The organism is Metabacillus mesotrionivorans (assembly GCF_052171315.1).
Lineage (GTDB): Bacteria > Bacillota > Bacilli > Bacillales > Bacillaceae > Bacillus_P.
The window spans coordinates 33,930-48,717 of sequence record NZ_JBQMFF010000007.1 but is presented as its reverse complement, the minus strand read 5'-3'; the positions used below and the strand labels follow the sequence as shown (position 1 = coordinate 48,717).

General features: G+C 45.1%; 14 protein-coding genes. 7 read left to right on the top strand and 7 right to left on the bottom strand.

Annotated elements, in window-relative coordinates:
• The first annotated feature begins 74 nt into the window (after positions 1–74).
• Positions 75–887 carry a YihY/virulence factor BrkB family protein gene (locus tag ACTSEZ_RS16815; protein ID WP_369735439.1) on the top strand — a complete coding sequence of 271 codons (813 nt, stop codon included), beginning with the start codon at positions 75–77 and terminating at the stop codon, positions 885–887.
• Between the two features lie 923 nt (positions 888–1,810).
• Here the strand turns inward: ACTSEZ_RS16815 and ACTSEZ_RS16810 are convergent.
• Positions 1,811–3,082 carry a uracil/xanthine transporter gene (locus tag ACTSEZ_RS16810; protein ID WP_369735438.1) on the bottom strand — a complete coding sequence of 424 codons (1,272 nt, stop codon included), beginning with the start codon at positions 3,080–3,082 and terminating at the stop codon, positions 1,811–1,813.
• Between the two features lie 199 nt (positions 3,083–3,281).
• On the opposite strand from ACTSEZ_RS16810, the gene ACTSEZ_RS16805 reads away from it, so the two are divergent.
• The 5 genes from ACTSEZ_RS16805 to chrA all read left to right on the top strand — a co-directional run bounded on the left by ACTSEZ_RS16805 (position 3,282) and on the right by chrA (position 7,520).
• The gene (locus ACTSEZ_RS16805; protein WP_369735436.1) at positions 3,282–4,175 is read left to right on the top strand and encodes a LysR family transcriptional regulator; all 894 of its coding nucleotides are present in this window, start codon (positions 3,282–3,284) and stop codon (positions 4,173–4,175) included.
• Between the two features lie 2 nt (positions 4,176–4,177).
• Complete coding sequence (locus tag ACTSEZ_RS16800) at positions 4,178–5,395, top strand: amidohydrolase (protein ID WP_369735435.1); 1,218 nt, start codon at positions 4,178–4,180, stop codon at positions 5,393–5,395.
• A gap of 81 nt (positions 5,396–5,476) precedes the next feature.
• Positions 5,477–5,917 (top strand): FixH family protein, encoded by a 441-nt coding sequence (locus ACTSEZ_RS16795; RefSeq protein ID WP_369735434.1) that lies wholly within the window; start codon positions 5,477–5,479, stop codon positions 5,915–5,917.
• Positions 5,918–6,045: 128 nt separating this feature from the next.
• Complete coding sequence (locus ACTSEZ_RS16790) at positions 6,046–6,348, top strand: PadR family transcriptional regulator (RefSeq protein ID WP_369735433.1); 303 nt, start codon at positions 6,046–6,048, stop codon at positions 6,346–6,348.
• A complete protein-coding gene (chrA, locus tag ACTSEZ_RS16785) occupies positions 6,348–7,520 on the top strand; it encodes a chromate efflux transporter (protein ID WP_369735432.1) in 1,173 nt (390 codons plus the stop codon). Before ACTSEZ_RS16790 ends, chrA begins: the two co-directional genes overlap by 1 nt.
• A gap of 234 nt (positions 7,521–7,754) precedes the next feature.
• On the opposite strand, the gene ACTSEZ_RS16780 is transcribed toward chrA, so the two are convergent.
• The 6 genes from ACTSEZ_RS16780 to ACTSEZ_RS16755 form a co-directional block, all read right to left on the bottom strand.
• On the bottom strand, positions 7,755–8,609 hold the full coding sequence (locus tag ACTSEZ_RS16780; protein WP_369735430.1) for a DUF6612 family protein: 855 nt from the start codon (positions 8,607–8,609) through the stop codon (positions 7,755–7,757).
• Positions 8,610–8,869: 260 nt separating this feature from the next.
• Positions 8,870–9,835 (bottom strand): cation diffusion facilitator family transporter, encoded by a 966-nt coding sequence (locus tag ACTSEZ_RS16775; protein WP_369735429.1) that lies wholly within the window; start codon positions 9,833–9,835, stop codon positions 8,870–8,872.
• Between the two features lie 60 nt (positions 9,836–9,895).
• On the bottom strand, positions 9,896–11,020 hold the full coding sequence (locus ACTSEZ_RS16770) for an AI-2E family transporter (RefSeq protein ID WP_369735427.1): 1,125 nt from the start codon (positions 11,018–11,020) through the stop codon (positions 9,896–9,898).
• A 99-nt stretch (positions 11,021–11,119) separates the two neighbouring features.
• Complete coding sequence (locus ACTSEZ_RS16765; RefSeq protein WP_369735426.1) at positions 11,120–11,491, bottom strand: DnaJ family domain-containing protein; 372 nt, start codon at positions 11,489–11,491, stop codon at positions 11,120–11,122.
• An 88-nt stretch (positions 11,492–11,579) separates the two neighbouring features.
• Entirely contained in the window at positions 11,580–12,323 is a 744-nt protein-coding gene (locus ACTSEZ_RS16760) for an STAS domain-containing protein (RefSeq protein ID WP_369735425.1), read from the bottom strand.
• Positions 12,316–12,957: a cobalamin B12-binding domain-containing protein gene (locus ACTSEZ_RS16755; RefSeq protein WP_369735423.1), complete on the bottom strand. Its 642-nt coding sequence runs from the start codon at positions 12,955–12,957 to the stop codon at positions 12,316–12,318. The genes ACTSEZ_RS16760 and ACTSEZ_RS16755 overlap by 8 nt, the downstream gene beginning before the upstream one ends.
• A gap of 306 nt (positions 12,958–13,263) precedes the next feature.
• On the opposite strand from ACTSEZ_RS16755, the gene ACTSEZ_RS16750 reads away from it, so the two are divergent.
• Positions 13,264–14,733, top strand: coding sequence for a potassium/proton antiporter (locus ACTSEZ_RS16750; RefSeq protein WP_369735421.1), 1,470 nt, complete (start codon positions 13,264–13,266; stop codon positions 14,731–14,733).
• Positions 14,734–14,788 lie beyond the last annotated feature (55 nt).

The following is a 14,788-nucleotide window of genomic DNA, read 5'->3' as shown; positions in this document are numbered from 1 at the left end:
ACAAGCAAGCAAACATGTGGTTTCAATTGCAGGATTTTAGGTAAATAGAATACTACAATTGGAGGTGCTGCACAATGATAAAAGAACTGATAAAACGCATTCAGCTTCATGAAACAGGGGATCAGGCAGCCGTCCTGTCCCATTTCTTCCTGCTCTCATTATTTCCGCTGCTGATTTTTCTTGTAGCACTGCTTCCATACCTGCAGATTGAGACAGCGACAATCGTGGATGTTATTAAGCAATATGCCCCGGCTGAGGCGGGATCCATGCTGACGGACCACTTGACCGGTCTCATAAATGAGCCAAACGGGGGCCTGCTTTCATTCGGACTTCTAGCGGCCCTTTGGTCTGCTTCTAATGCAACCAACGCCTTAATCCGTTCACTGAATAAAGCGTTTATTGTCGAGGAAACGAGGCCGTTCTGGAAAATCCGGCTCCAGGCCATCATTATGACGGTGGGACTTGTCCTGACGTTCGCTCTGACACTTGTCCTCCCGATTTTCGGAAGTGCCATTATAGAATTTGTCGGCAACTACTTTTCTGTCGTGAGCGAAAATGAGATTTTCTTAAACGTCCTGAGATTCATCATTTCATTTTTTATGATGTGTGCGGTGCTGATGGTTCTCTACTATCTTGCACCTAATGAGGATATGACATTGAAAAGTGTGTACTTCGGAGCCATCGTCGCCACTGTCATTTGGCAGGTGATTTCTCTCGGATTTGCCTTTTATGTTTCGCAGTTTGGGAACTATAATGCTACATACGGAAGTATCGGGGGCGTCATCGTGCTGATCATGTGGCTGTATTTATCAGGCTTTGCCATCCTGATCGGAGGAGAAATCAATGCGATTAAAGCCTGTGAGAAGAATGGGAAAAAGTGTGTTTAAGAGGGAGTGAAAAAAAACTCCAATCGATTGGGATTGGAGTTTTTTTGTGTTTGCTTTTTTTTATCCGGCGTGTTGACAGCGTAAGAAAGTAGTTCAAACGTACGGTATTTTCAGGTCAAAAACGATCTGGGAGGGTAAGCAAAGCAATGAATCGTACCCTCGGAAACCGAGAAACGATTTAGGAGGGTAAGCAAAAGCACGAATCGTACCCTCGGAAACCGAGAAACGATTTGAGAGGGTAAGCAAAGCAATGAATCGTACCCTCGGAAATCGAGAAACGATCTGAGAGGGTAAGCAAAGCAATGAATCGTACCCTCGGAAACCGAGAAACGATTTGGGAGGGTAAGCAAAAGCTTGAATCGTACCCTCGGAAACCGAGAAACGATTTGGGAGGGTAAGCAAAAGCTTGAATCGTACCCTCGGAAACCGAGAAACGATTTGAGAGGGTAAGCAAAGCAATGAATCGTACCCTCGGAAATCGAGAAACGATCTGAGAGGGTAAGCAAAGCAATGAATCGTACCCTCGGAAATCGATAAACGATTTGGGAGGATAAGCAAAAGCACGAATCGTGCCCTCGGAAATCGAGAAACGATCTGAGAGGGTAAGCAAACGTGCGAATCGTACCCTCGGAAACCGAGAAACGATTTGGGAGGGTATGCAAGCGCGAATCGCACCTTTGAAAACCGAGAATTGGAATGGCGGATAGTACCAGAAAAGAAATCCCCCGAAAAGTCAAACCCGGACTTATCGGGGGATTTCTTTTCTGTCTGTCGGAGCTAAACGGCTGATTCCGCTTTTCGCATTGTCCAGCTCCATCGCTCAACTCCTCTGTCAGAACGGAACCATCGGCAAAGGCAAAAAGCGCCTTTACCGCTGTTTCCTTATCTGACTCCCGGAGCTAAACGAGCAATTCCGCTTTTCTCTATTCCCATTTCACAAACGCCTCCAACAATATCGACAGCAATATCCCCATCATCAGTCCGTTTGAAAGCAGCGGCGAGATGTAGACGGATAGGTCCCGGAACACGGCCGGATCTGTGTTCATGATGCTGACGCCGATCAGGAGCGGGGCTGCGATCCGGAAGATGGTTTTTGAATCAAATGCCTTGCCCTGTATGCTTTTCAGCGCAGTGCCAAAGAGCTGGAGATAGGCGACAAACAGGACGGCGTTGCCTACAGTGATCGGGAGAGTGACCAGAATGGATACAAGAGGCGGAAAGATTCCCATAATCGTGATCATCGCTCCGCCGATCAGAAACGGTTTGCGCCGAAGTATTTGAGTGCTCTCCAGAAAACCGATGGTAGAGGTGAATGGCGCATACGAAACAAGCCCAAGTACCGAAGCGCCAACCGAATACGAGCCTGTAAGGAAAAAGGACCTTCTGAAGGACGCTGGTTCAGGTTCGTCCTGATAAAGCTTCGCAGCCGCCTGGATGGAAGCGATCGTGTTGCTTAAGTTCATCATTCCGCCGAGAAAAGCAATTAAGACAATGCCCCATTCCAGGTTCGGAAGGCCAAGCGGGAAGAAGATGGATCCTTCAGGAGAAACGGATTCAGCTGCTGTTTCGCCGGGGAAGAGGATCAAATAGAGAATCCAGCCGACCGCAATTCCAAGCAGAATGGAGAAATTTCCGAGAAAGGCATTTCCTTTTATTTTCAGGAAGCTGACAAACAGAACGAGCAGGATGGAAAATAAGCTCACAGCCACGTTTAGTGTTCCGTCATCTTCTATTTTCAGCATCCCTTTAAAAAAGGTAAGAATCAGCTGAAAGGCAAGCAGGAATAAATAGACGCTTGCAACCATTGGCGTAAAGATTTTCTGAACCACAGCAGTTAAGTTAAAAACAGCGAGGATGATGGTGACAATCCCAGCTAGCAAAATGCCGGAAGCAATGCCTCCTCCAATTTGGGCAAAGCTCATCCCAAGAGATGACGCAGACATGCCGAGGTTAAGAATCAGACCCCAGATAATCCCTGAATGGCCTTCCATAATAGGATATCTGTGGCCGATCCATCCTTGAAGAAAGCAGGCAATACCCGTGAAAATCAGGGAGCTTCTGAGCGTGACGGCAATCTGGTCGGGAGTCAGATCAAAAGCAGTTCCGACAGAAATCGGCACCACAATCGTATTTGCAAAAATAAAGAACAGCCACTGCACAGAGGCGAGCGGCGTCGTAAATTTAGAGTTGTTCATGTTTCAATCGTTCCTCTCTGACATACTTCTGTATCTAATCTGTCAAACATCATTTTTAAAGTGGGAAAGGCAAATAGATTTTTGAAAAAGACCCATCTTCATCCATTCAATTTATGCTATCATACAGTCATGTATATGAAAAATATTTATATAATCAATTAAGTATACGAAAAACATATGGTAATAGGGAGGGTTGCATATGGATATCAGACAATTGAATTATTTCATTGCAATTGCTGAAGAAGGCCAGATCACAGCAGCTGCAAACAGACTGAAAATGGCCCAGCCGCCCCTCAGCCAGCAGCTGAAGCAGATGGAGACAGAGCTTGGACTGATTCTTGCTGAGCGCAAAGGGAAATCACTTGAGCTGACGGATGCCGGGGAAAAACTTTACCAGCATGCATTAAAAGTAACAGATGCAATGGAAGAGGCCCTTTTTGAGGTGAAAGAAACTGGTACCGGGAAAAAAGGGAAGCTGTCCATCGGGGTGAACACACTCTCAAACGATAAGCTGCCCAGTTTATTAAAGGATTTTCAAGAGAAATATCCTGACGTGACCTATAAAATTCAGCAGAATGATTCCGCCCAGCTTTGCAGGCTGTTAAAGGAAAAAGTCCTGGATCTTGCCATTGTCAGACTGCCTCTAGATCTGAATGATTATCATGTCATTCATCTTGACCCTGAACCGTTTTACTTTGTCTCTTCAAGTCCGCTTAATCCTGATCAAAGAACGGTTAAAGCAGAGGAAACTGTAAATGTGCCTCTCATTATCCCAAGTACAGAAGGGCTCGGTCTTTACAGCAAGATTTTATCTGTTTTTACATCAAGGGACCTTGATCCTGACGTCATATGTGAATGCTCGGATGTCACCATTCTCTTTGATCTGGTCTCAGCAGGTTTCGGGGCAACGATTGTCCCGGAAACGGTCATCAAATTAAAACCGCCTGAGGGCCTTCACATTTATCTGCTTGAAGAGACAGAGGGGTTAGGGGAATCCGGACTTATATATTTGAAAAATCACTACCTGCCAAAAACGGCACAGAACTTTATTGATCTTCTGCAAGAAAAGAAAAAGGGACATACGGAGGGGTAATCGTGAAGAAAACGCTTGTAAAGAATGTGCTTGTTGAAAAGGGCTATGTTTATAATGAATTGGGAGAAGTCACAGGTACAGAAACAGAGATGGTTGATTTCATTCTTGCTGATGGGAGAATTGAAGAGATTGTGCCTGCCGGTTCAGGAGAGTTGGAAGATTATGAGTTGTTCGATGCAGAAAGCGCATTGGCACTTCCTTCGTTTGCGGAAATGCATATCCATTTGGACAAAACCTATTACGGAGGGAAATGGAAAGCCCCGACTAAGGCAAAATCGATTTTTACGAGAATAGAAGAGGAACAAACGCTTCTTCTCGAGCAGCTGCCCTCAGTGCAGGAACGCGCAGAAAAGCTGCTTGAGCTCCAGCTGATGAACGGGACCGGATTTGTAAGAACACACTGCAATGTCGATCAGGTTATCGGTGTGAAGCATATTGAGCTGATCCAGCAGGCATTTAAGAGCTTTGAGAACCAGCTTGAAGGCGAAATCGTAGCTTTTCCCCAGCATGGTTTGCTCAGGAGCAGCAGTGTTGAGCTTGTAAAAGAGGCGATGAGAAACGGAGCTCAGTTTGTCGGGGGAGTTGATCCGGCGACAGTGGATGAAGATATTGAAAAGTCACTCTCTGCGATGATCGAGATTGCTGTGGAATTTGGGGCAGGAATCGATCTGCATTTGCATGACAGAGGACACCTTGGCATATATACGATCAAACGACTATTAACAATGCTTGAAGATGCGAAATTCAAAAAGCCTGTGACAATCAGCCACGCATTTGGACTTGCTGCACTGTCAGAAGGTGAAGCACGGGAGCTTGCTATAAGATTTGCAGAACTTGGAGTCAGCATTGCTTCAACCGTCCCCCTTGATTTTAAGATGCCGCTTGCTTTAATGAAGGCTGAAGGAGTGGACGTTTATCTTGGCAATGACAGCATTACCGATCACTGGGATCCGTTTGGGACAGGGGATATGCTTGAGAAGGCTAACGTGCTTTCCCAGGTAAACCGGTGGAAGGATGAACTTGCCTTGAGTCAGTCGCTGGGCTATATCACAAAGGGAATAACTCCGATGTCAAAAGAAGGAGAGCAGCTTTGGCCAAAACCGGGAGACCGTGCGGATTTTCTTTTAACAGAAGCATCCTGCTCTGCGGAAGCCATTGCGAGAAGAACAAAGAGAAAAGCCGTGTTCTATGGAGGAAAGGCTGTATATGAAGCAGAATAACCACAATGGCCGAGTTGTGCTTGTCCATTGAAGCGGTTACAATAATGGGAGGTTTATTTTTTCATAGGAGATGAATGAAAGATGAAACGAATAGCAGCGGGGATTTTAATGGTATCGGCTGTATTTGTTCTTTTTGCCTGTTCAAAAGGAGAAAACGCGGCAGAAGGTTCACTGATGGTACATGCTGAAATCAGCGTTCCTGAAACGATCAGCCTGAATAAGGAAGAAACCTTATCTGTCACTGTCTCCCAAGGAGATCAGGCTGTGGAAAATGCTTCTGAGGTGCAGTTTGAAATCTGGAAGGCAGACAGCAAGGAAGAAAGTGAAATGATCAGAGCGGAGCACACAGGGAACGGCATCTATGAAATTCAGAAATCGTTCAGTGAAGAAGGCAGCTACTTTGTTCAGACACATGTCACGGCCCGTGACTTGCATGTTATGCCCAAAAAAGAATTTGTTGTCGGGAAAGGCGCTCTCACAAATAAGGAAGAAGAAAAAAACGAAGAACATTCTCATCACTAAAAGCTTCCAGCGGAGGCTTTTTTTTATAGGATAAAAAATCTTCAATCTTTACATGAAATTAATTATTCTTTGTTACAATATTGATTAGCGATATCGGACTTCGATATCAGGAAAGGTGATGGTCATTCGTGCGTGAATTTATTTTAGGCGCCATTAAAATTCACATTCTGTACCATGCGAAAATCGAGCCGGTCTACGGTTCTTTCATGATTGAGGAGCTTAGAAGCCACGGATATGATATCGGGCCCGGAACACTCTATCCGTATTTGCACAATCTTGAGAAGGCAGGTTATTTAACAAGGGAAGACCGGAAGGAAAACGGCCGGATCCGCAAATACTACAGCATCACAAAAGAAGGAGAGCAAGCGCTCATCGATGCGAAAAGAATGCTGAGAGAGCTTGCAAAAGAAGTGTTGAGGGAGGAGTATTAATGCTTAAAACGTGGATTGAAATTTTGCTGGTGTCAACGAGGCTTGGCCTCACTTCATTTGGCGGGCCAGTGGCTCATCTGGGTTATTTCAGAGATGAATATGTGAAAAAGAGGAAGTGGCTTGACGAACGGAGTTATGCAGATCTTGTGGCGCTGTGCCAGTTTCTGCCCGGACCTGCGAGCAGCCAGGTGGGCATATCCATAGGAATTGTCAGAGGAGGATTGGTCGGTGGCTTCATCTCCTGGTTTGGATTCACGATGCCGTCTGTGATTGCCCTTATCCTGTTTGCCTACTTTGTTACCGGATTTCAGGCTGAAGATGCCGGATGGATCACGGGTCTGAAGATTGTTGCAGTTGCGGTTGTTGCACAGGCGATTATGGGAATGGGGAAAAATCTTGCCCCTGACCGGCCGAGGATTGCCATCGCTGTGATTGCTGCGGTATGCGCCCTGTTTTTCCCGACAGCAATCGGACAAATTGCCATCATCATCATTGCCGGAGTGACCGGTTACATCATGTACCGGAATCAGGACGTTCCAAAGGCTGATAAACTTGCTATTTCCATCAGTAAAAAGACAGGAGCTGCAGCCTGGTTTCTTTTCGCGGGACTGCTGATCGGACTTCCGCTGCTCCGCCAGGTCTTCCCGTCTATTTGGATGGCAATGTTTGATACGTTTTACCGTGTCGGATCGATCGTCTTCGGCGGAGGGCATGTCGTTCTTCCGATGATCGAGAGAGAGGTTGTTCCTCCGGGCTGGATTTCTGAGGAAACCTTCCTTGCCGGGTACGGGGCCGCCCAGGCGGTTCCAGGACCGCTGTTTACGTTCGCGAGTTATCTCGGGGCGTCAATGAACGGTGTAACAGGAGCTCTTGTTGCGACAGCTGCCATGTTTCTGCCTTCATTCCTATTGGTTGTCGGCATGCTTCCGTTTTGGAATTTTCTCAGGGAGAAAAGCAGCGTGCAGGCAGCACTGATGGGAGTAAATGCCGCTGTAGTCGGTATCCTCCTTGCTGCACTCTACGATCCGGTCTGGACAAGTGCGATTAAATCGACAGGAGACTTTGCCCTTGCCCTGGCAGCATTCGCTCTGCTTGTTTACTTTAAACTGCCTCCATGGCTTGTCGTACTGCTGGCTGCTGCCGGCGGAATTGTGCTTGGGATGATTGGATAGCAGATGAACTATGAAAAGAACCATCCGGAAACTCTTCCGGATGGTTCTTTAGTTTGTTGTAAGGAAGTTATAAAGAATAATAGGATGCGGATAATATAACAAAGTTATCTGCATCCAGCTCCAGCGCCTAAATCCTCTGTCAGAACTAATCCGTCAAAAAAGGCGGGACCCGGACTTTTCCGTCGGATTCTTATCTGCCTATCGGATCTGAGCAAGGCGCTTCCGCTTTTGTTCTTAGCCTCCAGGTTGAACTTCCACAGCTTGATCAAGAACTTCTTTTGGGATGCTGAAGCCTTCAAGCTCGTTCATTTCTGAAAACTTTGTGGAGATGGACTGCTGCAGCTCTACTTCCTCGTTGTTTTCTGTAACGAACATTTTGATAACCATATCCAGTGCTTTCGGATAGTAGGTTTCTTTATCAAGTGTATACGTATAATCGATTTGCTCGATTTCCATTTGTTCCATTGCAGCCTGCATGTTCGGATCAGAACCCATCATGTTTCCAGTCAGGCTCATCAGTTTCTCGCCGTTTCCTTTTACGCTCAGGATATATTCAGTGTCTGTTTCTTCAAGCTGAATGTCGTCTGCCATTGCTTCCATTTGCTTAATCTGGTCTGCAGGCGTCATTGTTTTTGCCTGGTTCATCATTTCTCCCATGCCCGGTCCTGCCTGGCTCATTTTGATCCAGCCTCCTGAAGCAGGGTCGTTCATGTATATGTACTGGTCATCCATATACATTTCAATGGAAGTTGTCTGTCCTTCAGCTGACATATTCATCGTCTGCTGCATGACGAGCGGCTCAATATTCGTTTTTGTCTGCATATCGGCCGTTGTTTCCATTTTTCCTTCACTTGATGTTACGATCATGTCCATTGTTCCGTCCATGGCGAAGTTTTTAAGGTCAGCTGATTTCTCGGCAGCCGATGCAAGGACTTCTTCAGCTGTAGCTTCTTTCTCTGTATCTGCTGTTTCGGTCGTTTCAGCTTCTGCTTGTTTGTCTTCTTTTTCCTCATTTGTTGCAGTGCTCTGTCCGCATCCGGCCAAAACGAGTGTAAACAGTAAACTGATCAATAAACTCCACTTTTTCAAAATAAACAAGCTCCTCTCTGATTTGGTCTATCAAGCTGTACATACTCTTAAACGTTTGACATCTCTTAAAGTTTCACTTTTTTTACCCCCTGACACTATTGGAAAACATTTGAAATTTTCCCTTTGTTGTCCAGTTCAAAACCCTTAAATAGGAAAATAGCAGGAATAGAACACATTAGGGGTCCTTGCCGAAAAGACCTTCCTATCCATAAAAAATCCGAACTGGTTAGCCCAGCTCGGATTGTATTTAGCTTAATTGCTTAAACGGTAGGTTCGTCTCCCCACGTTTTAATTCCGTCAGATTCAAAAATGCCCAGTACAACATCAGCAACGTCCGGATCTGTATAGAGCAGGTCCCGGACTCTGATTTTAATATCATCAGCTACAGCTAGGGATAATCCCGGCTTCAGTTCCAGGTAGCTTTCAACATGATACCTCCGGCCTTCCTGGAGTATGCGGAGGTTTCTAATATCATCAACGTCCGGGTCTGTCAGGATTAATTCGGCAATCCGCTCTTCCACATCTTTCGGTGCAGCAACCCCGATCAGGCCGATCGTATTCTCATATCCGATTTTAACTGCGATGACAATAAGCAGGATTCCAATCAGCAGCGTGCCGATACCGTCAAGCACATAGAGGCCGGTGAAATAAGAAACAACAATGGATACAAGAGCAAGAAGTGCACCGAACGTTGCGATAATATCCTCATAAAAAACAAGCCGGGTCGGGGGAGAGGCAAGGCTCACATTTTTGAATGCATTCGAGGCAAGCCCAAGTCCTTTTCCTTCTGTTCTTGTTTCGTGTGCAATTTCTTTCATGGCTTTAATGAGTATGAGCCCGTCAACAATAACGGCAATCACCAGAATTCCGGCATTCAGCAAAATGTTTGTGGTCTCTTTCGGATGCTGGATCAGTTCCCATCCTTTATGAAGCGTTTCATAAGCCATAATGGAAATGACAATTACCGCTATGAGTACAAAAAGGTTCACCACCCGGCCGAAGCCTGTTGGAAAACGCTTTGTCGGAGCCTTTTCTGCAAGCGCGCTTCCGATAAAAACGAAGCCCTGATTGATTGCGTCTGCCGCTGAATGCAGAGTTGTTGCAAACATCGTTCCATTGCCGCTTATGAAGGCGGCAATTCCTTTAATAATGGTCAAAGCCGTATTTCCAAGAGCGGCAATCCCTGATGATTTGTTTCCCTTTTTCAGTAGTTGAAAAAACGACATAGTTCCACCTGCCCGTTTTTATTTGGTCATTTCCTATTACTATCTTGCAAATCGGAAAAATTACTCCGTTTCGATGTCAATTGATGAATTGCGGAGCGGATCCTTCTTTTCTTTTCTGAGCAGATACAGTCTGTATGAGTGACTGACTATGACTTTTAAAATGGCATAGGTCGGAACAGCGAGAAGCATGCCGAGCAGACCGCCCATGCTTCCTGCGACAATGAGCAGCAGGATAATGGTCAACGGGTGAATATCCAGTCTTTTGCCCATAATCAGCGGGGATGTAACGTTGCCGTCAATCTGCTGAACGATGATGACCACAATCAGAACCTGAATGACCATAAATGGAGAGTCCAAGAAGCCAACAATCACAGCCGGAATGACTGCAATAAACGGTCCGAGGAAAGGAATAACGTTAGTCAGCATCGCAAACAGAGCAAGGAGAATGGAATAATCAAGCCCGATAATCAGGTAGCCAATATACATCATGACCCCGACGACAAGGCTGACAAGGGCCTGCCCCTGAATATAGGAGCTGAGGGCATGGTCCATATCCTTTAATATCAGCTTTGCTTCTTCAGCTTTTGTGTATGGAAGAAAACGGAGCACTTGTTTCGGTGCATGGTCCCCGTCTTTCAACAGATAGAAGACGATAAACGGAACGGTCACAAAAATCGTCGCAATGCTTGTCAGAATCCCGATAAATCCAGTGATTCTGCTGCCGATATTGCTGACATTTGACTGAAAATAATCTGTGACAGAAGCCGTCATTTTTTCAAACGTCATAATGTCATTCTGTTCAAAGCGGGCAAACCATTTGTTTTCCCTCAGTGCAAGAAGGTTGTCCTGCAGAGTCTGAACGATTTGCGGGAAGTTGTTGATCAGCTGCTGAAACTGCTGCTGAATCGGCGGACCGATCAGGAAAACAGCGAGTGTGCCAAGTCCTATCACGAGCAAGTAAATAATAATGATGGAAATGGTATTTGGAACTCCTTTTCTCCCGAGAAATCTTACAATGGGCCGGAGCAGATAAAAAATGATGCCTGATACAAGAAAAGGGAAGAATAGAGTCGTGAAAATGATTTCAAGAGGTCTGAAGATGAAATCCACTTTCGTTGATAAAAGAATGATTGTCAGAAAAATAATAATGCCGTATCCGATTTTAAAGATTTTGTCTTTCGGCAAATAGATGCACCACTTTCTAAAGTATTTCTCACTTTCGTGAGCTTCGGCAATTTGCCATAATCAGCTTTTCCCGTGAAGGGAGTGAATGAAACCAAGTGATTATTCCCACTGTTTGTACTGGCTCTCAAGGTGACCTGATGAAAGCTGACTTTTTTGGAGAGCAGGCGGACACAAACGGTTATATTTGATGATTTCCTGATTGATCCGCTCAACTTCTTTAATACGCTGATTTTCATCTTTAAGTTTCATAACAATCGCAATTTGCTTTTTGATTTCTTTTTGACGCTGCAGCCATGCGGGCAGATAGTTAGCATTTTTGACGATTTTGGAGAAAATATCCCCTTCGAGAGCATTTTTAGGCAGGGGTTTTCCCATTCCCGGCAGTTTTGCAGCACCGCCTTTTTTCTCAAATTCATCATAAATTGAGCTCATCAAATCTCTGTTCTCATTCTTGTAAGGTTCTTTTTTCATCACTGCCTCCTGTATCGCTTTCTTTTAAGAGAACTTCTGTATTCATTAGCAAATTCCTTGTATGGCGGCAGATAAAAAGAAAAACCCATCATAAAAGATAGGTTTCAAGTGCGAAGCTGAGGCTGTTCACATATGTGACATCCAGTGAGGTATGACAATGGTAAACCTGCTTTGCCTGAACCGGATTTAAGCTGGCAAAACAGGTTGATGCTCCCATCAGCGTGAACTCCTTCACGAGATCTGCTAGAGCCTTAATACCTGTTTCAGAGACGGATCCTACACCATGAAAATCAATCAGGATCTGCTCTGCGCAGGTTTCCTGGAGAAGATTTAAAAGTCTTCCGGCGTTAGCTGAAACGAGCTCTTCGGTTAAATCACCGTATAAGGGAAGGAGGGCGGTCTTTTTCGTGAGCATAATGAATGGACACGAAAGCTCAATGATCTTCCTGTAAGCGTCCTCTGCCTCTTCTTTTTTTGCAAGCAGCTGCAGGTCTGTTTCCGCAAGTCTTCTGCGGTGTAGCTCGACCTGCTGAACGAGCATCTCCATTTTTGAGTTTTGCTCAGTAAGAATCAGATACAGATATTCATTATCTGTATTTATGTTCAATTTAAACAGAGCTAGGGGAGATTGTAAGGTTCTGAGTACAAGCTCTGAGTCGTTTTTTCCGGAAGATAACACTTTCTCGGCTTTTCTTCTGCTGTCCTCATCAGCCAGATCAAGAAAGCTTTCCTTCTCTGCAAACAGCTTGCCGGCTGCAAGAGAGCGTTCAAGGATACGGAATTTTTTATCTAATTTAAAGAAAGGAAGCGGAAGGTGTCTGCCGTCAAGCATAGCTGTTTTCCTTCAGCAGCCAGTCATTTGCTGCGGATAGACTGGAGAAAAGCTGGGTGTTTGATGAACAGATGTTCTTGAAGTCATACGAAGCAACCAGTCTTCCTCCTACAATCACCTGAGGAGAGTGATCAAGTTCTTCTATTTCATCTATATAGTGTGACAGACGTTCAGAGTTTTTGCGGAGAGAAAAAGAAAGTCCGACTACATCCGGCTTCCATTCTTCTGCGTATTCAAGAGCATATTCCAGCGGAAGGCTTGCTCCAAACAGCCGCGTCTGATAACCGTGCCATTCAAACAAAATAGAAACCATCTTCAGCCCCAGATGATGAAGTTCATCTTCCAGGCAAAGAAACATGGCTTTTTTTGCGGTTTTCGGTATTTGCTTTAGACTGTATTCTCTGTACCGCGACAGAATATAGTCACAGGTTGTGGTTGCCAGGTGTTCATCAGCTACTGAAATCTCATCTTCTTCCCACAGCAGGCCGATCTTGGCCATAGAAGGGGTCAATAGCTCCTGCATAACCTCCAGAGGATGTGTACCGCCATCATGGCTTTCTTTTAAGATATTCCATGCTCCATTCTGATTGCCGTCAAGCAGCAATCTTGTAAAAGCAGCAGTATCTATATTCATTCTGTCACCTCAGAATCTATCAATTAAATGTTATGACCCGATTTCTGCCATGTATACTATCTTCAACTATCTTACCATACTGGAACTGTTTTAGAGGAGGAAGAAGCATCCAGCAGCCTTGAAAAGAAACCCATTTCCCGGTTCAAATATTAGACTGAAGGGGCAGAAATGCGATAAAATAGACTTATTCCCCTATTTAAGACCTTCAAAACCGGTCTTTCCGCAATTCCTTTATAACCAGCCCCAGGCTGACATCTTCATTTAATCATTCTTTACTATAAATCTAAATCCAGAGGTGAGGCCATATTGACATTTTCTGTAGATAACATCATTCTCATATTCGCTGTTCTCCTGACAGTCGGAGTTATGACCGCAAAGTTTTCCTCGCGGCTTGGACTGCCTTCACTCGTCTTCTTTATTGCTGTCGGAATGGTGCTGAGCCATTATATTTACTTTGACAATGCAAAGCTTGCCCAGCTTTTTGGAGTGATTGCCCTCATTATCATTATTTTTGACGGAGGTCTTCAGACTAAATGGATGGATGTACGCAAGATCATCGTTCCATCTTCGATGCTTGCGACAATCGGCGTTTTTGTTACAACCATTATCATAGGGGTATTCGCTAAATATGTTCTGGATCTGACATGGCTTGAAGGGCTTCTGTTCGGTGCGATCGTCGGATCTACGGATGCAGCAGCTGTTTTTGCCGTGCTCGGCAATAAAAACATAAAGAAAAGACTGACTTCCACACTTGAAGCAGAATCAGGAACAAACGATCCAATGGCTGTCTTTTTAACTGTTACCATTATCCATTTAATCGGCCAGCCTGAAACGGGATTCTTCGGTCTTATCCTGCGCTTCTTCTGGGAGATGGGTTTTGGGCTCGCTGCAGGACTGCTGTTTGGGAAACTGGCTGTTTGGGTCATAAACAAAATCAATCTCGATTCTTCCGGTCTTTATCCGGTTCTGTCACTTGCCATGGCAATTCTTACTTACGGCCTAACTACGGCCGCACATGCAAGCGGACTGCTTGCGGTATACGTGATGGCAGTTATTGTAGGAAATTCGGATCTTACATTCCGTCATTCGATCATCCGTTTTAACGAAGGCTTCGCCTGGATGATGCAGATTCTGATGTTTATTTTACTCGGTTTGCTTGTATTCCCAAATCAGCTTGTTGACATCATTTGGGAAGGACTGCTGCTGTCCATTATTCTTATGATCGTCGCGCGTCCGGCAGGAGTGTTCCTCAGCATGATTGCCTCCAAGTTTACAGTGAAAGAAAAACTGTTTATTTCGTGGGCGGGACTGAGAGGGGCCGTTCCGATTGTCCTCGCAACCTATCCGATGCTCGCGGGGCTTGAAAACAGCCAGCTGATCTTTAATGTCGTCTTTTTCGTCGTTCTGACATCTGCGCTGCTCCAAGGGGCAACCCTGACGCCTCTTGCAAACAAATTAAAACTGTCGGAAAGCAAGAAAATTTCCGTGCCTCATTCGCTTGAGCTGATTTCAATCGGGAGGACGAACAATGAAATGGTGGAGCTTGAAGTCGGAGAAGGCGCTGCTGTATCAGGAAAAGAACTGAAAGACATTGAGCTTCCGAATGATGCGCTTATAACAGCTGTCATCCGAAATGAAAAACTTCATACGCCGCGGGGGGAAACGAATATCTTCTCCGGTGATACACTGTATATTCTTGTTTCTAAAAAGAACCGCGAAAAAATCAAAGCGATTTTCCATGGGGAAAGCCATGAAGCGACCGAGAGTTCTGAGTAGAAATCAGAACTCCGAATTTCATTACTATAGAATAATCAGGCTCACTTAAATGAAA